Source organism: Streptomyces sp. NPDC034103 (assembly GCF_055575395.1).
Genome location: NZ_JBVISS010000022.1, coordinates 40701 through 59236, shown reverse-complemented (window position 1 = coordinate 59236; position 18536 = coordinate 40701). Strand labels below are relative to the sequence as shown.

At 73.8% G+C, this 18536-nt stretch carries 17 protein-coding genes; 6 read left to right on the top strand and 11 right to left on the bottom strand.

Annotated elements, in window-relative coordinates; all coding sequences use genetic code 11:
• Positions 1–27 precede the first annotated feature (27 nt).
• The 8 genes from ACZ56U_RS37100 to ACZ56U_RS37065 form a co-directional block, all read right to left on the bottom strand.
• Complete coding sequence (locus ACZ56U_RS37100) at positions 28–393, bottom strand: antibiotic biosynthesis monooxygenase family protein (protein ID WP_469088336.1); 366 nt, start codon at positions 391–393, stop codon at positions 28–30.
• Positions 394–404: 11 nt separating this feature from the next.
• Complete coding sequence (locus tag ACZ56U_RS37095; protein WP_469088335.1) at positions 405–1010, bottom strand: nitroreductase/quinone reductase family protein; 606 nt, start codon at positions 1008–1010, stop codon at positions 405–407.
• 11 nt (positions 1011–1021) lie between these two features.
• A complete protein-coding gene (locus tag ACZ56U_RS37090) occupies positions 1022–2716 on the bottom strand; it encodes an NAD(P)/FAD-dependent oxidoreductase (protein WP_469088334.1) in 1695 nt (564 codons plus the stop codon).
• A gap of 59 nt (positions 2717–2775) precedes the next feature.
• Entirely contained in the window at positions 2776–4038 is a 1263-nt protein-coding gene (locus ACZ56U_RS37085) for a ketosynthase chain-length factor (protein ID WP_469088333.1), read from the bottom strand.
• A complete protein-coding gene (locus ACZ56U_RS37080) occupies positions 4035–5294 on the bottom strand; it encodes a beta-ketoacyl-[acyl-carrier-protein] synthase family protein (RefSeq protein ID WP_469088362.1) in 1260 nt (419 codons plus the stop codon). The genes ACZ56U_RS37085 and ACZ56U_RS37080 overlap by 4 nt, the downstream gene beginning before the upstream one ends.
• 28 nt (positions 5295–5322) lie before the next feature.
• The gene (locus tag ACZ56U_RS37075; protein WP_391243444.1) at positions 5323–5652 is read right to left on the bottom strand and encodes a TcmI family type II polyketide cyclase; all 330 of its coding nucleotides are present in this window, start codon (positions 5650–5652) and stop codon (positions 5323–5325) included.
• Positions 5653–5866: 214 nt separating this feature from the next.
• Entirely contained in the window at positions 5867–6748 is an 882-nt protein-coding gene (locus ACZ56U_RS37070) for a hypothetical protein (RefSeq protein ID WP_469088332.1), read from the bottom strand.
• A 198-nt stretch (positions 6749–6946) separates the two neighbouring features.
• Positions 6947–7702, bottom strand: coding sequence for a response regulator transcription factor (locus tag ACZ56U_RS37065; RefSeq protein WP_391243438.1), 756 nt, complete (start codon positions 7700–7702; stop codon positions 6947–6949).
• Positions 7703–7997: 295 nt separating this feature from the next.
• Here ACZ56U_RS37065 and ACZ56U_RS37060 point away from each other — a divergent pair, with 295 nt between their 5' ends.
• From ACZ56U_RS37060 to ACZ56U_RS37035, 6 genes are all read left to right on the top strand, one after another.
• Complete coding sequence (locus ACZ56U_RS37060) at positions 7998–9278, top strand: KR domain-containing protein (RefSeq protein ID WP_469088331.1); 1281 nt, start codon at positions 7998–8000, stop codon at positions 9276–9278.
• A gap of 433 nt (positions 9279–9711) precedes the next feature.
• A complete protein-coding gene (locus tag ACZ56U_RS37055) occupies positions 9712–10497 on the top strand; it encodes a response regulator transcription factor (protein ID WP_469088330.1) in 786 nt (261 codons plus the stop codon).
• Positions 10494–11255, top strand: coding sequence for a sensor histidine kinase (locus tag ACZ56U_RS37050; RefSeq protein WP_469088329.1), 762 nt, complete (start codon positions 10494–10496; stop codon positions 11253–11255). The genes ACZ56U_RS37055 and ACZ56U_RS37050 overlap by 4 nt, the downstream gene beginning before the upstream one ends.
• An 83-nt stretch (positions 11256–11338) precedes the next feature.
• On the top strand, positions 11339–12013 hold the full coding sequence (locus ACZ56U_RS37045; RefSeq protein ID WP_469088328.1) for a LuxR C-terminal-related transcriptional regulator: 675 nt from the start codon (positions 11339–11341) through the stop codon (positions 12011–12013).
• Between the two features lie 208 nt (positions 12014–12221).
• Entirely contained in the window at positions 12222–14534 is a 2313-nt protein-coding gene (locus ACZ56U_RS37040) for an ATP-binding protein (RefSeq protein ID WP_469088327.1), read from the top strand.
• Complete coding sequence (locus tag ACZ56U_RS37035) at positions 14534–16114, top strand: AMP-binding protein (protein WP_469088326.1); 1581 nt, start codon at positions 14534–14536, stop codon at positions 16112–16114. Before ACZ56U_RS37040 ends, ACZ56U_RS37035 begins: the two co-directional genes overlap by 1 nt.
• 18 nt (positions 16115–16132) lie before the next feature.
• Here the strand turns inward: ACZ56U_RS37035 and ACZ56U_RS37030 are convergent, their stop codons facing one another.
• The 3 genes from ACZ56U_RS37030 to ACZ56U_RS37020 form a co-directional block, all read right to left on the bottom strand.
• A complete protein-coding gene (locus ACZ56U_RS37030) occupies positions 16133–17053 on the bottom strand; it encodes an RNA polymerase sigma-70 factor (protein WP_469088325.1) in 921 nt (306 codons plus the stop codon).
• Between the two features lie 64 nt (positions 17054–17117).
• Positions 17118–17789, bottom strand: coding sequence for a sigma factor-like helix-turn-helix DNA-binding protein (locus ACZ56U_RS37025; RefSeq protein WP_391243417.1), 672 nt, complete (start codon positions 17787–17789; stop codon positions 17118–17120).
• A 418-nt stretch (positions 17790–18207) separates the two neighbouring features.
• Positions 18208–18492, bottom strand: a complete 285-nt coding sequence (locus ACZ56U_RS37020) for a hypothetical protein (RefSeq protein ID WP_469088324.1) — start codon at positions 18490–18492, stop codon at positions 18208–18210.
• Between the last annotated feature and the right edge of the window lie 44 nt (positions 18493–18536).

Here is an 18536-nt window from a genome sequence, read left to right as displayed (position 1 = left end):
ACGGCGGTCAGGCGCGGGGCGGGCCGGTCAGGCGACGCAGATGCCCTCGACGGCGACCTTCTCGTAGATGTGCGGGTAGGCCGTGATGCCGTCGGGGTACTTGGCGGCGGACTGCTGGAACTCGGGCTTGCTGAAGGCGGCGAACAGGGCCTCGGTGGACTCCCACACGGCCACGTTGACCAGCAGGCGGGAGCCGGCGATGCCCTTGTGGAGCTGGGTCTGGATGCAGCCTGGGCTGCCCTTCATGTACGCGGCGTCCTCCTGCCAGATCTTCAGGAACTCGTCGTAGAGGTCCTCGGGGACGTCGAAGACGTTGACCAGGGTGATCGGGCCGGTCTGCGACTGGAACTGCTTCATGAGGGGGGTGGACTCGTCCAACGCCTGGATCTTCATGGTCGCCTCTCTCAGAGGTGTTCGGGGTCGAGGTCGTCCGGGGTGATCTCGATGACCGGGATGGGGCGGCTGGCGCGCTTCTGGAACTCCGCGATGAACGGGAAGACCTCGCAGAACTCGCGCCACCTGCGGTCGCGTTCCTCGCCGGTGAGGATGCGGGTGGTGGCGGGGAACTGCTCGGGGCCGATGTCCACGCTCACCTGCGGGGTGGCCCGCACGTTGTGGTACCAGGCGGGGTGGCTGGCCTGCGGGCCGCCGGGCACGTCGAAGTGGCCGGGGGCGGCGCAGACGATGTAGCGGCCGTTGTCGTAGACGTAGCCGACCGGCAGGGTGCGCTTGAGGCCGGTCTTGCGGCCGGTGGTGGTCAGCAGCATCGCGTCCAGCCGGCCGAAGTGCCCCATGATCTTCCCGCGGGACGTGCGGTACAGGAACAGGTGCAGGTGCAGGAAGGACTTGTTGACCTTCTTGACGTACTTGTTCGGCGGCTTGGAGTACAGGTAGACGTTGAAGCGGGTGAACGCCTGCACCAGCGGGTTGGTGTTCTCCATCTGGGGGCGGGTGGAGGACCAGGAGGACAGTGCCGCCTTGTCCTCGTCTCGTGCGGTGGTCTGGGACATGGCCGTCCTTCCTAGAGCGCCTTGTTGCCCTTGAGCGCCGAGCGCAGGCCGCTGCTCACCAGGGAGCGGGCGATGTCGCGCATCTCGCCCTGGGGGGCCTTGCGCAGCGACCAGTTCATGAACTTGGCGACCATCGCCGTGGTCGGGTACACGAAGCGGGTGGACTCGTCGTCCTTCCAGCCGAACACCGGGTTCAGGCCCTCGCACTCGCGCAGCGCCGCGAAGATCGTGTCCGCCGCGGTGTCGCCGTCGAGTTCGCCGATCTCGTACTTCTCGCAGACCTCCGCGGTCAGTTCGAGGATCTTCTTGAACTCGTCGTGCGGCCACCACAGGCCCGGGTAGGGGGTGTTCTCCAGCTCCTTCAGGTGCTGTTCGTCGCCGGTGAGCTCGTACTGGGCGCGGGCCCGGTGCAGGCGCATGACGCCGGGGGTGAGGAAGCCGCCCCACACCCTGAACACCGCGTTCCACAGCCGGAAGTGGGAGAAGGAGATGTAGGAGGCGTTGACGAGGTCGTCGTTGTACTGGAGCAGACCGCGCTCCAGCTGCTCGACGTACTCGAAGCGCTCCACCGACCAGTCGTCGTCCTTGACCGACTGGAGGATGCGCGTGCACAGCGAGTACACCACCTCGAAGGTGTTGGACAGGCCGCGCGAGTACAGCGGGTCCAGGAAGCCGGCCGCGTGCGACATCAGGCACCAGCGGGGGCCGATCGAGCGGCTGGAGGAGTACTGCAGGCGGTCGGTGGAGACCCACTCGCGCACCCGCTTGGCGCCGACGAACTGCCGTTTGACGGCCGGGTACGTGTCGAGGAAGCGCCGCCACTCCTCGTCCGGGGTGATGTCCTTGGGCTTGGGGTAGGTGCGCTCGTCCATGGTGATGCCGACCGAGCACATCGGGTTCTTGGAGCCCTTGACGTTGTCGAACGGGATGATCCAGAACCAGCCGCGTTCGATGAGGTGGTGCAGGGTGCCGCCGTGCCACTGGGCGGGCGGGCGCTTGCTGACCGGGTGGTGGGAGACGTCGTCGAAGGGCTTGACGCCGATGTAGTGCGTGAACATCGAGCGGGCGTGGTGCTTGAAGCGGGCCGGCTGCTCGCGCAGGGCGAACTTCTCCGCCAGCGGGGAGCGGAAGCCGCTCGCGTCGATGAGGTACTTGGCGCGGAAGACCTCGCCGTTCTTGCCGGTGACGGTGACGCCGTCGTCGTCGAAGTCGAGGTCGGTGGCGAACCAGTTCTGCCGGGTGACGCAGCCGTACTTGGCGGCGACGTTGAAGTAGTACTGGTCGCTGTCCTGGCGGAACAGGTGGCTGGCGTCGGTGAGGACCTTGGGGATGACGAACATCGTCGCCTGCTCCGGGTCCGGCTCCCGGCCCTCCTCGTGCTTGATGAACCCGAAGCTCTGCTTCTTGCCGTGGTGCGGGCCGATGTTGTCGGCGACCGCCTTGGCGCTGAGGAGATGGCCGAGCTCGGGCACGTCGAAGCGCGACTTGAGGATGTGCAGCCATTCGATGAGCTGCGGGGTCATCGACTCCCCCACGGCGAACCGGGGGTGCTGGCCGGCGTCGACGAGGACCACCTTGGCGCCCTGGCGGGCCAGGATCGCCCCGGCGACCGAGCCGGCCAGGCCCGATCCCAGGATGAAGACGTCGCAGTGCTGGACGTTGTCGGACCTCTTGGCCTGGCCCTGGGCCATGACCTTGCTGGGCATACGCGCCACCCTCTCTTCGGACGTTGTCGGTGCCGTGTGTGTCGGGGCGCGGCCGGCGGTCACTGCCCGCTCCGGCGCACGACCATGGCGGAGTTGAACCCGCCGTATCCGCGGGCGAGGACCAGGGCGGTGTCCACCCGGGCGGTCCGCGCCTCGCCGGTGACCAGGTCCAGGCGGTAGGCCGGGTCCGGGGTGACGTGGGCGGTGGGCGGGATCACGCCGTCCCGGATGCTCAGCAGGGCCGTGGCCACGTCCAGCGAGGCGGCGCCGGACAGCAGCCGTCCGGTCATCGTCTTCGGGGCGGTCACAGGGACCGCCTCGGGGCCGAAGACCGCGGTCACCGCGTCGGCCTCGGCCCGGTCGAGCTGGGGGATCGCGGCGGCGTCCGCGAAGACCACGTCGACGTCACCGGGTGCGGTCTGGGCGTCGGCGAGCGCGATCCGGATGGCCCGCTCCAGGCCCGGCTCGCGGCCGGTGCCGGGCGGCGGGTCGAAGGTGGCCGCGTATCCGGCGAGTTCGCCGTAGATCCGGGCCCCGCGGGCCTGTGCCGCGTCGGCGTCCTCGAGGATGAGCAGGGCGCCGCCCTCGCCGGGCACATGGCCGGCCGCCTCCAGGTCGAAGGGCAGGTAGGCGCGGCCGGGGTCGTCGCCGGTGGACAGGCGTCCGCCGGCGAGCTGGGCGACGTGCCCCCAGGGGCACAGGGAGCCGTCGACGCCGCCGGAGACGATCAGCTTGCTGCCCTTGCGGATCATCCGCCGGCCCTGCGCGAGGGCGTCGAGGCCGCCCGCCTGGTCGGAGACGACGACACCGGAGGGGCCGCGCATGCCGTGCCGGATGGAGATCTGGCCGGTGTTGACGGCGTAGAACCAGGCGAAGGACTGGTACGCGCTGACGTACTGGCCGCCCTGGCTCCACAGCGCCTTGAGTTCGCGCTGGCCGAACTCGAAGCCGCCGGAGGAGGCGGCGGTGACCACGCCCATGTCGAAGGGCGCCCACTCCTCGGGGGTGACGCCGGCGTCGGCGAGGGCCCAGTCGGCGGCGACCAGGGCGAGGCGGGTCATGTGGTCGGTCTGCGGCAGCAGCCGGCCCGGCAGGTGGTCCTCGGCGCGGAAGCCGGGGATCTCGCCGGCCAGGCGGGCGGGGTAGCCGGAGGCGTCGAAGCGGGCGATCTCGGCGATGCCGCTGCGGCCCTCGACGGTGGCGGCCCAGAAGTCGTCGGTGCCCAGGCCGTTGGGGGCGGTGACGCCGAGTCCGGTGACGACGACGCGGGCGGTGGCGGTGGCCGGGGTGTCCTTGACGGCCGTGGTGGTCGGGGTGCTCATGCTGCCCTCCGCAACACCATGGCGCTCTGGAACCCGCCGAAGCCGCTGCCGACGCTCAGCACGGTGTCGGTGCGCTGTTCGCGGGCGGTCAGCGGCACGTAGTCGAGGTCGCACTCGGGGTCGGGTTCGTGGAGGTTGGCCGTCGGCGGGACCACGTTGTTCTCGATGGCGAGGACCGAGGCGGCGATCTCCAGGGAGCCGATCGCGCCGAGCGAGTGCCCGACCATCGACTTGATGGAGCTGACGGGGGTCCGGTAGGCGTGGTCGCCGAGGCTGTGCTTGAACGCCGCGGTCTCGTGGCGGTCGTTCTGCTTGGTGCCCGAGCCGTGGGCGTTGATGTAGTCGACCTGCTCGGGGTTGATGCGCGCCTCGTCCATCGCGAGCCGGATCGCCTCGGCCATCTCCAGCCCGTCGGGCCGCAGCCCGGTCATGTGGAAGGCGTTGCAGCGGGTGGCGAAGCCGGCGATCTCGGCGTAGATGTACGCCCCGCGCGCCTCGGCCCGCTCGCGCTCCTCCAGCACGAACATGGCGGCGCCCTCACCGAGGACGAAGCCGTTGCGGGTGCGGTCGAAGGGCCGCGAGGCGTGCTCGGGGTCGTCGTTGCGGGGGGTGGTGGCCTTGATGGCGTCGAAGCAGGCCACCGTGATGGGCGAGATGGGGGCGGCCGCGGCACCGGCGAACATCACGTCCGCGCTGCCCTCGCGGATCAGCTCGGTGGCGTAGCCGACCGAGTCCAGGCCCGAGGTGCAGCCGGTGGAGACGACCGCGGCGGGGCCCTCGGCGCCCACCTTCCAGGCGACCTCGCTCGCGAAGGAGCTGGGGACGAAGTAGTCGTACAGGTGCGGCACCGCGTAGCGGTGGTCGACCAGGTCCAGGCGGCCGCCGTCGGAGACGATGCGGTACTCGCGGTCCAGGGCCATGGTGGCGCCGACCCCGCTGCCGACCGTCACTCCGGTGCGGTGCGGGTCGAGGTCGGCGAGGGCCAGGCCGGAGTCGGCGAGGGCCTCGGCGGTGGTGACGACGGCGAACTGGGCGGCGCGGTCCATGCGCCGCACCTCCTGCGGGCTCAGGCCGTGCAGTTCGGGTTCGAAGTCGATCTCGGCGGCCACCCGTGAGCGGAACGGGGTGGCGTCGAAGGAGGTGATGGTGCGGGTCGCGGTGCGGCCGGTGCTGAGCAGGTTCCAGAAGTCCTTGGTGCCGATACCGCCGGGTGCCACCACACCGATGCCGGTGATCACTACTTGGCGTCCCATCAGGACGTCGCTCCCTTCCTGGGGAAGTGCGTCACGAGGACGGGGTCCACTGGTAGAAACGCCGGGCCATCGCGTCCGCGGGGGAGCGCCAGGTCGCCGGGTCGTACGCCTCGATGAAGGGCTTGAGGTCGTCGCTGACCTTCACGAACAGCGGGTGGGTCTTGGCCTGCTCGATGGCCTCGCCGCCGTGGTCGTCGTCGAAGTCCTGAAGGTGGAAGTACAGGCCTCGGTAGGCGAAGAGCTGCCGCCGCCGGGTCCCCATGAGGTGCGGCATCTCGGTGCCGTCGAACTCCTGGAACACCCGGGCCACGTCACCACTGGACCCGGGGTCCATCCGCGCCACGATCAAAGTGCTGTGCATGGGCTCTCTCCCTGGCTGGAAAAGGCGGTGACAGCCGCCGGAGGGAATTTCCTGATGGAATCCGGGAGGGCTTAAACGGGAATTGTTGAATTCTCCGCGCCCCGTGCGCAGTTCACCGGATCCTCACTTACAGCTTCTTCGCTCACCGGGTGAATAACAACGCGTATTCGTGCAGATCCATGTCAGAAATTCTTCAAGGGAATCCGGCGGACCGTCAGATTCCGGTCGCGCCCTGGGTGGAGCGGCGGCGCGCGAAACACGCGTGGACGTCCGCCTCCGCGTAGTACGTGCGGCCCTGCCGCGACCGCCGGCGCCAGCCCTGCTCGCTGGCCAGGCGGTAGACGGTGCCGGTGGGCGTGCCCCAGAGCCTGGCGACGTCGGAGGCGGTCAGCCAGCGCTCCTGCGACCCGCCGCCCTCGCTCTCACCCTCGCTCTGATCGCGCATCGCGCGGCGCAGCTCGGTCCACAGCCGGCCCGGCCAGGCGTGCGCGGCGTCCGCGTCGCACCGGATGCCGGCGGGGGCCCCTCGGCCGCGCAGCTCCGCGCTGAGCCGGCCGGTGCAGCCCGGCGCCACGCACGGGCCGATGCTCACCCGGCGCGCCGGTTCGCCGCGGGCCACCCGGTGCGCGGCCCGGACCAGGCGCGCCACCTCACGGCTGGCGTCGGCGGCGGCCGGGTGGGCGGCGAGCCAGTCGGCGTGCCGGACCAGCAGCACGGCGAGGGCGGCGACGTCGCGCCGCGGGGCGGGCACCCGGCGCTCGGTGACGACCAGGCCGCTCCAGGAGCTCAGGGTGGCGGTGATCTCCGCGCGGACGTCGGCGGCCGCGGCGTTGAACGGCAGACCGGAGGGGACCGGCCCGCCGCTGGTGCGCTCCTGCCGCTCGCCGCCGCCGGAGCGGCCGCCGAGGACCTGCTCCAGTTCGGTGTGCAGCGCGGGCAGTTGGCGCAGGCGGGCGACGAGCAGGTGCAGACACGACCGGCACAGGCGCAGGCGGGGCGCCGCGCACTCGACCGGTGCGCTCGTCCGCCTGCGGCAGTCGTCGCCCTCGCAGCGCGGGCGGGAGGCGGCGGCGGACGTCATTTCTGGCAGGTTCATTCGGTTCATTCGAATCCCCCGTGGGCGATGAAAAAATGTCACCTTTGCTGCCCCGCACCCGGAAAGGCGCACGCCATGGACGTACGCCTTCGGATGCGGACGATGGGTGGAAGAAGATGGATGAACGAAGATGGGTGACGAAGATGGACGGAAGAAATCGCGGTGCCGGAATGCGGGAAAAGGCGGGACCGCGGGCGTTCAGGCCCGGCCGATCCGGAAACCCACCCCGTGGACGGTGATGATCCAGTCGCGGGAGCCGAGCTTGGTGCGCAGGCTGCTCACATGCGTGTCGACGGTGCGCCGCGACCAGGAGTCGGCCCACACCTCGCGCAGCAGCTGCTCGCGGGTGACGACCGTCTCGGGCCGCGACGCCAGCAGGTACAGCAGGTCGAACTCCTTGCGGGTGACGGCGATGGTGCGGCCGCCCAGGCGGACCTCGCGCAGCGCCGCGTCGATGCGCAGGGCCCCGAACGACAGCACGCGGCGCTCGATGCGCGGCTGCACCCGGCGCATCACGGCCTCGATGCGGGCCAGCAGTTCTCTGACGCCGCGCGGTTTGACCAGGTAGTCGTCGGCACCGGCCTGGAGGCCGAGCACGACGTCGAGTTCGCCGCCGCGGGCGCTGAGCACGACGACGGCGGTACGGCCGGACGCGGTCAGCTGACGGCACACCTGAAGGCCGTCCACGTCGGGCAGGTCGGGGTCGAGCAGGACGATGTCGACGTCGGCCTCGCCGTAGGTCTCCAGCGCGGCATAGCCGTTGCGGGCGCGCTCGACGTGGTGCCCGTGCCGGCGCAGCGCCTCGGCCAGCGGTGCCGCGTCCTCGGCGCGGGCGTCGACGATCAGGACACGCCAAGCCGTGTGCGCCGCCGGAGCGGCGCGGGCGTCGGCGTCGAACACCTCGTGGCGTGCTGGCGCGTGTGGGTTCAACAGGTCGGCTGAAGCCTGACGCATGACTCACCTCCACATCAGCCGGGATTCAAGCCTCGTACGGTTTCAGCCACGGTAGGCAACGTCGTGCCAGCTCCCGGTCAGCTCAAGTACAGAGGAGCCGCAACGGCAGGCATGGGGTTGGCCAGCGGTGCGGCGGGCCGATCAGGTGCGGGCTTGCGGAATGTTGACGTACCGGTGCGGCGCAGCTGACACAGCCGTGCCGTCGGGCTGTCGTGACACCGCCGATGCTGACTGCAGGACCCGATGTGATCACCGCCGCGGCTGTGATCACCGACCACGACGACGGGGTGGAGCGATGGACGCGAGCATGTCGGCGGTGGACCGGCCGCCCCTGGGCGGTGCCTCGGGGTCGGTGCGCCACCGCGCCGTGTGGGTGCCCGCCGCCACGCATCCGCGCACTCCCCCGGTGCTGCCCGTCGAGCGGATGCTGCTCGTGATCGACGGCCGGGACAACGGCCGTGCCTGGGTGCCGGGTTCGGTGCGCACCGTCCGGGTCGGCCGCGATGTGACGGGCAGCGCGCTGTCCTGGTCGACGCGTCTGGGCGAGTTGCGGGAGGCCGGGCGGTTCCCGCGCGGCATCGTCGTCGACCTGCCCGCCGCCACGACCAGCGCCGAGCACGCCGCCGATCTGGTGCTGCCGCTGCTGCGGGCGCTGAGCTGCTCCACCGGCCCCCACCCGGTGCGGCTGGCGTTCCTGGTCACCGGCCGGGCCCGGCCCGAACTCTCGGCCGCGCTCGGTGCGGTGGCGCAGGTCGCCGGGGTGGAGGACGGCCGGCTGAGCGCGGTGTCGGTGCGGGTGGAGGCGCTGCCTGGCTGGGCCCGGGACCCCTTCCACGTGGCCCGCGCCGAACTCGCCCTGCCCCGGCCGGGTCTGGCCGAGGTCCGCTACACCGGCTCCGGCCGCGAGGTCCGGGGCCTGCGCGCCCACGACGGCGCCGGTCCGGCCGCTTCGGCGGTGCCGCGGCGGGGCGGCCGGTACCTGGTCGGGGCGGGTCCGGACGGGTCGGGAGAGCACCTCGCACACCGGCTGGTGCGCGAACTCGGGGCGTGTGTCGTGCTGTTCGGGGCGGACCCGGATACCGAGCCGGAACGGCCCCGCACCGTCGGCACAGATCGCGGGGCGTTGGTGCGGGCCGGTGGGCGGGTGAGCCGGTACCCGGACGTCCGGGTCGCCGTGCAGACCGCGCTGCGGGCCTTCGGGGGGCTGGACGGGGTGGTGCACTGCCCCGGGGGCGGGGAGCGGGGTCTGCTGGGCGGACAGTCCGCGCAGGCCGCCCGGGAGACGGTCGCGGACGCGGTCAGCGGTGCCACCCACCTGGACCGGGCCACCTCGCGCCTGCCCCTGGAGTTCTTCGTGCTGGCCGTGGACGCCGATCCGTATCAGGCCGTCGCCGGCGCCTCGGTGCCCGCCGCCGTCGGGCGGGCCTTCGGCTCGGTCGCCGCCACCCGCGGCCGGCTCGCCACCACCGGCGCCCGCCACGGGACCTCCCTCGCCGTCTGCCACCCCGGCGCCCTCACCGACCTGCTGCACCCGGGCCGGGACACCCGGCCCGAAGCGGCCGGCCGGGCCGCGTGACGCGGGGCGCAGAGCGGTGTCTTCCAGCGCCAAGGTGCCGGCGCGCGCCGCGTAGCCCCGCTCGCAGGCTGCCACCCCGGCGCCCGCCACGGGGTCTCGCTCGCCCTCTGCCACCCCGGCGCCCCGCCCACCCGCCACACCCCGACCGGGGTACCCGGTCCGAAGCCGCCGGTCGGGCCGCCTGACGCAGGGCGCACCGCGGTGATCTTCCCAGTGCCATGACAAGGTGCCGGTCCGTATCCGCACCGTCCGTGGCAACCGGGCCGCTCGTGCCGCCCGCCATGGCAGGGCTCTGTCACGAAACATCCGGTCAAGCGCACGGTTTCGCGCACGGTCTGGCGGAATGTTGACGTCCGTCGCGCCCGCTCAGCAACCTCAAGGACTCCGGTCATGCGTACGAAGCCCTTGAACCCTTGAGAGGAGCGTGAGCGCGATGGACGTACTGGTAGTCGAGGACGATGACGGGATGGCCGAGGCACTTCAGCAGATGCTGCATCTGCACGGCCACGAGACCCGCCGCAGCGACACCGGTACCAGCGCCCTGGCGAGTCTGTCGGGCACCAAGCTCGTCCTGCTCGACCTGAGCCTGCCCGACCTCGCCGGGCACGAGGTGTGCCGGCGCATCCGGGAGAACTCCTGTGTGCCCATCGTCGTGCTCAGCGGCAGCCACCATGAACTCGACCGCGTGACAGCCCTGTACGCCGGGGCCGACGACTTCGTGCCCAAGCCCTTCAGCCGGCATGAACTGCTGGCCCGCATCGAGGCGGTGCTGCGCCGCAGCGCCTGCTGCTGCGGGCGGTCCCAGGAGGGCGCGGCCGCCGACTTCGCGCCGCTGCCCGTGCAGGAGACCCGCCCCCGCCGTACCCCGCAGGAGCCGGCCGGGGAGCCGGACGCGGCCCAGGACCGGTTACGGGCGGGTCCGCTGTGGCTGGACACGCGCACCCGCCGGGTCTTCATCGACGACGACGAGATCCGGGTCACCCGGAAGGAGTTCGACCTGCTCGCGATGCTTCTGGAGGAGCCCGGCACGGTCATGCAGCGCGAGGACATCATGGCCCGGGTGTGGGACGAGAACTGGTTCGGCTCCACCCGCACGCTCGACGTCCATGTCGGCTCCCTGCGCGGCAAGCTCGGCAGCACCCACTGGATCGAGACGGTCCGCGGTGTGGGCTACCGGCTGACCGTGCCGACGGCCCTGGGCGCCGGGGCCGAGCGATGAGCGGGAGCAGTCAGGCGGGGAGCGTCCTGCCGCACGAGGTGGCCGGCCGTCCGGACGACGCGGGGGTACGTCCGTACGGTGGTCAGGACCTCGGGCTCGACGTGGCCGCGAGCCCGTACGGGCTCGCGGCCGCCGCCGCGCACCAGCTGCGCGGGCCGCTGTCGTCGATCCGGCTGCGGCTTCAGATGCTCGCCGAGCGCCGGCCCGACCTCGGCGAACTCGCCGGTGTGCTGGGCGAGGTGGACCGGCTGGCCACGTCGCTGAACCAGATCCTGGACTGGGGTGCCGCGGGGCGGGAGCCGCCGCCCGAGCCGGTCGAGGTGCTCGACGTCGCCGCCGCCCGGGCGGACGCCTGGAGTGTGCTCGCCGACGCGCGGGACGTCCGCATCGACGTCACCGGGACCGCGGCGACGGCCCTTCAGGCGCACGGCGCGCTGGAACACGCCCTGGACGTCCTGCTCGACAACGCGGTGCGGGCGAGCCCGCCGGGCACCGCCGTCACCTGTGCCGTGCGCGTCGACGGGGCGCAGGTGCGCGTCGGCGTCACGGACCGGGGGCCCGGCATGACAGACGCGGAACTCGCCGTCGCCGGGCGCCCGTTCTGGCGCGGGGCGGCGGGTGCCGGGCGCGAGGGCAGTGGGCTGGGACTGTCGATCGCCCTGTCCCTGCTGCGGGCCTCCGGCGGCCGACTGGACCTCGGCCGTGCCGCCTCGGGGGGCCTGGCCGCCACCGCCGTGCTCCCGCTGGCCCCCGACTGACATTCCTGCCACCAACTCGCCGTCCACTCAAGGAAGTTGCCCCCACCCGCCGGACTCCGGCGCCGACCCCCTGGAGCCCCCGCATGGCCATCGAGGTCCTCCTTGCCCACCCCCACCCGTCGACCCGGGCCGCGCTCTGCGGGGCGCTCGCGGCGGAGGACGACCTCGAGGTCGTGGGCGAGTGCGGTGACGGCAGGCAGGCGCTGGAGCTGGCCGAGCGGTTGCTGCCGGGCGTCCTGGTGGCGGGGCTGCGGCTGCCCGGGCTGGACGCCGCGCAGCTGACCCGCCGGCTCGTCGGGCGCGGCGGCGTCCGCTCGGTGCGCTCCGTGCGGGTGGTCGTCCTCGCGGACGGCGCCTCCACCGGGCTCGCCTTCGAGGCGCTCAGAGCGGGTGCGCGCGGAGTGCTGCTCCAGGACACCGACACCGGCGAACTGCCGCGCGCGCTGCGGCTGGTCGCCGGTGGCGGTGCCGTGGTCTCGCCGCGGCTGACCCGGCCGCTGATCGACGCGTGCCTGCGCGGCCCCGACGTCCTCGAGACGCCCTCCCTGGACCGTCTCACCGCGCGCGAACGCCAGGTGCTCTCCCTGGTCGGCACCGGCCTGTCCACCCAGGAGATCGCCGACCGTCTCGTCGTCGCCGAGGTCACGGCCAAGACCCATGTGCGCCGCACCATGGCCAAACTCGGCGCCCGCAACCGCACCCAGCTGGTCGCCATCGCCTACGAGAGCGGCATGCTCAGGCCGCGTGCGCGCACGTAGGTCCCGGGGAAGCCGCCGTGCCCGCGGCGGCCCCGGACGCCGGTGTCTCAGCCCGGTCTTGAGCCGCGTTCGAGCCTGTCCAGCGATGCTCGAAGCACGGCTCGGCGCGATGTGACACGGGGAGGCTTCCCGCGCGGGCCGGTGCGCACAGCGTGGGAGGTCCTGAAACCGGCGAGGCACGAGGCCGGGCGGCTGTACGGGGGCACGTATGTCAACGGATCTGTGGACGTACCGACCGGCGGCCGCACTGGTGGGCCGGGAATTCGATCTGATCGCGGTTCAGGGCAGGCTCCAGGACCCCGCCGTGCGGCTGGTCACCCTGACCGGACCCGGCGGGGTGGGCAAGAGCCGGCTGGCGGCCGAGGCCGCCGCCGGGGTCGCGGAGCTGTTCCCCGGCGGGATCCACGGCATCGACCTGCCGGCCTGCGTGGACCTGGAGTCGGTCCTGGAGAGCGTCGACAAGACCGTGCGGGACGTCACCGAACGCACCCTGCTGCTGCTCGACGGCGTCGAACACGTCGCGGGCGAGCTCGCACCGGCGCTCGCCCGGCATCTGACCGCCGCTCCCCTGCTCACCGTGCTGGCCACCGGCCAGGAGATCCTGCGGATCTACGGCGAGTGCGTGGTGCCCGTGCCGCCGCTGCCGCCGCCGGGCGCGCTGCCGGAGCCCGACGTCGCCGAGGTCCAGGACAATCCGGCCGTCGAGCTGTTCGTGCGCTGCGCGCAGCGGGCCAACCCCGCCTTCGCGCTCACGCCCGAGAACGTCGGGGCGGTCGTGGAGGTCTGCAACCTGCTGGAGGGCGTCCCGCTGGTCCTGGAGCTCGCCGCGCGCCGGCTGCGGCTGTATCCGCCGCAGGAGCTGCTCGCCTGGCTGCGGCGGGGCGGCGACAGCCACCTGCCCGGGCCCGTCGACGTGCCCGAGCGGCAGCGCTCCACCCTCGCGATCGCCGAGTGGAGCTGCCGCGGGCTGAGTGGCGGGCAGCGCCGGCTGCTGGCCCGGCTCGCCCTGTTCCCGGGGGGCGTCACCCTCGCCATCGCCGAGAAGGTCTCCCCCCTGGGGCCGGCCGAGACCGCCGTGGCGCTGGAGACCATGCTCGACCGCGGTCTGCTCGCCCTGGCCGAACAGCCGCGCGCCGACAGCCGGTTGACGATGCCGCGCACCGTGCGCGCCTACGGTCTCGCCCTGCTCGACGAGGCGGACGAGGAGGGGGCTTCGGCCGCCCGGCGGGCGCAGGCGCGCTGCTACCAGCGGCTGCTTCCCGCCCTGGAGGGCCGCTTGAAGGGCTCCGAGCAGCAGCACTGGCTGCGGGTCGCGGTCGCCGAGCACGACAACGTCCTCGCCGCGCTGCGCCACTTGGAGGAGGACGAGAGCGCCTACGAGGACGACGACGCGCGGGCCGCGGCCCTCCTGGAGCGGGCCGCACTCGTCGGGGCCTGTCTCCAACCCTGGCTGGTGCGCGGCGAGTTGAAGGAGGGGCTGCGCTGGTTCGACGCGACCGGGCAGGCCCTGAAGGAGGCCGGGCGGGGCGAGCGGGCCGAGGACGAGGAGTGGCTGCGCGCCCGGGCCCGGCTGTACTCCGGCGCCGGTGTGCTCGCCGCGGCCCTCGGCGACCACGACGGGGCGGCCCGCCGCCACCGCCGCGCCGTCGCCCTGTACAAGCGGCTGCGGGACGCGCCGGGTGCCGCGCTGGCCTCCGCCCGCCTCGGACACGCGCTGTTCCGGTGCGGCGAGCGGCCCGAGGGCCGGTCCCTGCTGGCCGCCTCACTGGCCACCCTCGACGCCTACGGCGACACCGCCGGCTCCGCCGAGGCGGCCGCCGCGCTCGCCGAGGTGCTGCTCGCGGCCGGCGAGACCAAGCAGGCGCGGGCCCTGCTGGAGCGGGTGGGCCGCGTCCAGCGGCAGAACGGTGCCGTCCGCGACCTGGCCCGCACCGTCCACCTCGGTGCCCGGCTGCGCCTGTACGAGGGGGACGACGGCGGCGCCCGGTCGGCGCTGAAGGAGAGCATCGAGCTGTTCGAGTCGATCGGTGAGCGCACCGAACTGCCCGCCGTGCTGGAGATGTTCGCCCTGCTCATCCTGGCGCAGGCGGGTCAGCCGCAGCGCGCCGCCCGGCTGCTGGCGGCGGCCGGCGCGCTGCGCTCCGCCACCGGCGCGGGGATCGTGCCGGAGTGCCGGGACCGGCTGAGGGAGGCCGTCGAGGAACTGCGCCGCCGGCTCGGCGGGGCGGTCTTCGCGACCGTGTGGGCCGAGGGTGTGCGGCTGCGCCCGGAGGCGATGGCCGCCGAGGCGCTCGCCGCGGCCGAGCCGGGCGGGTCCGACGACGGCGCGGAGGGCGTCGCGCTCACCCCGCGCCAGTTGCAGGTGGCGCTGCTGGTCGCCGACGGCATGACGAACCGGCAGATCGCCCAGCACCTGGACATCGCCGAGTGGACGGTGGTCAACCACGTCCGCAACGTGATGCGGAAGCTGGGCTGCGCCTCCCGGGTCCAGGTCGCCTGGGCCGTGGGCAGGAGCCGGTGATGGCGCCCGACGACACCCCGCTCGCGCGGCTCCTGGCGGACCTGCGCCCGCCGCAGGAGGTCGCGCGGGACTTCGTGGGGCGTGGCTGGTGGCGCACCGAGACCGTGCTGCACGACGTGTACCGGGGGGCGGCCCGGCATCCGCACCGCACCGCGGTCGTCTCCCACCAGGCCGGCCGGCCCGCCGCGAGCCGGGTGACTCGGCTGACGTACGCCCAGCTCGCCGCGTTCACCGGCAGGTTCGCGCACGCCCTGGACGCGCTCGGGGTACGCCCCGGTGACCCGGTCGCCTTCCAGTTGCCCAACCGCTGGGAGACGGTGGCGCTGCTGCTGGCGTGTCTGCGGTCGGGTGCGGTGGCCGTGCCGGTGATGCCGGGGTACGGGGCCCGGGATCTGGAGGCGGTGCTGAGGGCGGCCGAGCCGCGGCTGTGCGTCGTGCCGGACCGGTGGGAGGGCGCCGCGCCGGCCCGTGTCCTCGCCGGTCTCGCGCCCCGGCTGCCGTGGCTGCGGCACCGGGCGGTGCTGGGTGACACGGTGGACGCCGGTGCCGTCGACTTCCAGCGGCACTTCGTGCACACCCCGCACGAGCGGTACCGGTCCGGCGGGTGGCTCAGGGTCCCGGCGCGGCCCGCGGACCGGCTCGCCGCGGCGGTGACCTCGCTCGGTCTGGGGGCCGCGCACAGCATGGCCCTGCACACCCCCAACTCGCTGCACGCGGGCCTGCCCCAGGTCTCACGGCCGGACGCGGCGGTGTTCTCGGCGCTGCCGCTGGCGTCGCTGCCGGCGCTACTGCACACGGTGATCGGGCCGCTCACGCACGGCGGGACGGTCGTCCTCCAGGACGTGTGGGACGCGGAGAGCGCGCTGGAGCTGCTGGCCGCGGCGCGGGTGCGGCAGGTGCACGCGACACCCGCGCAGTGGGCGGAGCTCGCCGCCGCGCGGCAGCGCCGGCCGCGGGAGGCCGTCGAGCTGTACGACGCCTTCACCTCCGATCCGGCCGGCACGTCCGCCGCGCTCGGCCGGCGGGTCCACGCGGCCCTCGGGGTGTCGCCGCGGGCGCTGCCGCGCTCCGCCGCCCACACCGGGCGGGACGGGCCCCCGGAGAGCGGGCCGTCCCGGTTAGGGCCGCGCGGACCCGCCTCGCCGCTCGCGGTGTGGCGGCGCGGCGGCGGGCTCGGTCTGACCTGGGGCGAGGACGGGGCGCTTGGGACCGGGGAGGTGGTGGACCTCGACGAGTGGGGGCATCCGCGGCTGCGCACGGAGGAGGTCGGCGGGATGTTCCTGGTCCCGGTCACCGAGCTCGAGGCGCTGCTGCTGGGGCACCCCCGGGTGGCCGAGGCCGCGGTGGTGGCCCGCGCCGATCCCCTGCACGGCGAACTGCCCTGCGCGGTCGTGGTCCCCGACGGCGCCCCGCCCAGCCTTCTGGAGCTGCGCGGACATCTGTCCGAGCGGGGTGTGCCGCCCGCCCACCTCCCCGCCGACCTGGTCCTGCTGGGCGCCCTGCCCCGTAACGACGCCGGGGAACTGCGCCGCCGCCACCTCCAGGACACCGTCGCCCGGCGCCCGCCCCGGGCGGCGTGAGGGCGACGGCGGTGCCGCTCACAGGGTGCGGCGCGCCTGCTGGGCCTCGCGGTTGATGGCCCAGGCGTCCGCCACCGGGCCCAGGTGAGCGAGCTTGTCGGGGTTGGTCACCGAGTGGATCGTCCGGATCCGGCCCTCGCGGATCTCCAGCGTCCAGGTGTTGAGGATCTTGCCGTCCCGGTCGCGGAGGATCGCGCCGGGCTCGCCGTTGAGCTCGCGGGTCTCCAGGGTGACGTCCACCCGCGCGAGCGTGGTGAAGAAGGTGGTGAGCAGCCGGGCCACGGGGTCGTCGCCGACGACGGTCCTGGCCAGTTGCGGGGCCTTGCCGCCGCCGTCCCCGACCACCTGCGCGTCGGCGGCGAGCAGTTCGCGCAGACCGTCGACGTCGCCCTCCTTCAGGGCGTCGAAGAACCGTCCGGCGAGCGCCTCGCACTCCTTGCGGTCGGCCTCGAACCGGGGCCGGCCCTCGTCCATGTGCCGGCGCGCCCGTACCGCGAGCTGCCGGCACGCCGCCTCCGAACGTCCCACCGCGGCGGCGATCTCGGGGAAGCCGAAGGTGAACACCTCCCGCAGCACGAACACCGCCCGCTCCAGCGGTGAGAGCCGCTCCAGCAGCAGCAGGGCCGCCGTGGACAGCGAGTCGGCGAGCTCGGCGGAGCGCGCCGGGTCCTCGTAGGAGTCGGTGAGCAGGGGCTCGGGCAGCCACGGTCCGACGTAGGTCTCGCGCCGGACGCGGGCCGAGCGCAGCACGTCCACGGAGATCCTGGTCACCGTGGTCGACAGGTAGGCCTTGGCGGACCTGGGCTCGGTCGTGGAGGCGTTCCAGCGCAGCCAGGTCTCCTGGACCGCGTCCTCGGCCTCGCTCACGCTGCCCAGGATGCGGTAGGCGATCGCGAACAGCAGCGGCCGCAGTTCCTCGAACTCCTCGGTCCGTGTCACGCCGGCTCCTCCCTCTTTCTTCTACGGTCCTACGATCCCGTCCGGCCGGGTCTCGCATGTCGGTTCAGGTCGGCGCGGGGGCGTCCGCGGGGGCGGGGCCTGGGTCCTTGACCCATCGGATGGTGTGGATCCGCCCGTCGAGGACGTCGAGGGCGAGGGCGCTGAGAACGGTGCCGTTGCGGTCGCGGAAGACCGCGCCGGGACGGTGGTCCACGTCCTGCGGCTCCAGGGTGACGCCGACGCGGACCAGGGCCGGGACGATCGTGGCGAGGACCCGGGCGACGTGCTCGGCGCCGGCGATGCGGCGCGGCCAGGGCGGGGCGGCGCCGGTGCCGTCGGGCGCCGTCGACAGGGCGGCGGTGATGCGCCGGCAGGCGGCTTCCGAGCAGCCGACGGCGGCCGCGATCTGGGCGGTGCCGCAGCCGAGCACCTCGCGCAGCACGAACACGGCGCGCTCCAGCGGGTTCAGCCGTTCCAGCAGGGACAGCGCGGCCGCGGCCTGCGCCTCGGCGGGCTCCACCGGCCTCGGCCGGGTCCCGCGCTGGGCGTCGAGGCAGATGCGGGCGACGGTGGCGACGAGGAACCGGCGGCCCGAGGCGGTCTGTTCGGGGGCCGCCTCGTAGCGCAGCCACGCCTGGTGCACGGCGTCCTCGGCCCGGCTCGCGCTGCCGAGCATCCGGTGGGCGATCGAGAACAGCAGGGGCCGCGCCTCCTCGAACTCTTCCAACCGGCTCATGCTGGCCCCTCCTTGGATCCGAGCGGGCGTCGGGCCACCGCCGCCCTCGCGCGTCGTGCGGTCGGCGGCGGCTGCGCGGGCGTGCCGCGACGGGCCGCGCCGCCCGCGCTGTCGGTCGCGGCACCCGCAGGGCGGGAGGTCCGCGGGCGTGGCCCTGCCCTGCCCGGGCCGGCGGGTGTACGTCATGGCGCGGGGGTCCGGGGCCGCGGGAGTGACGACATGCCGACACGCCCGCCCGTCTCCGGGGGGATGGAGACGGGCGGGACGACTCGTAGCCCCACCCTAGGCGGGTGCGGGGCCCATGTCCCGCGCCCGCCAGGGGAGTTCGAGCCGGACTGCCGCGGAGGTCGAGCGTCCGCGGCGGTACCGGTCCGGGGGCGGGGGCCGGGGGGTCGGCGGGCGCGGCCCCGGTCCGGTGTCAGTGGCGGTCCTGGTCGGCGTAGACGGCGAGGAACGCGGCGAGTTGGCGTACGGTGCCGCCGCCGGACGGGCCGAGGGCGGTGAAGGGGACGGGGACGCTGTGGCCGAGGCTCGCCGACAGGGTGCTGTGCGTGCGCAGGGCGGCGGCGGCCAGACGGCCGGACGGGTGGGGGTCGTGGTCCGGTGCGGTGCCCGCCATGGAGCGGGCCTCCGCCCAGGCCTGGGAGGTGAGTTCGGCGGTCCGTGCGTGTGCGGTCCGTGCGTGTGTCGTCGGGGTCGGCATGACGGCACTCCTCGCTTGTCGGGGTACGGAGGCGGAACGGGTTG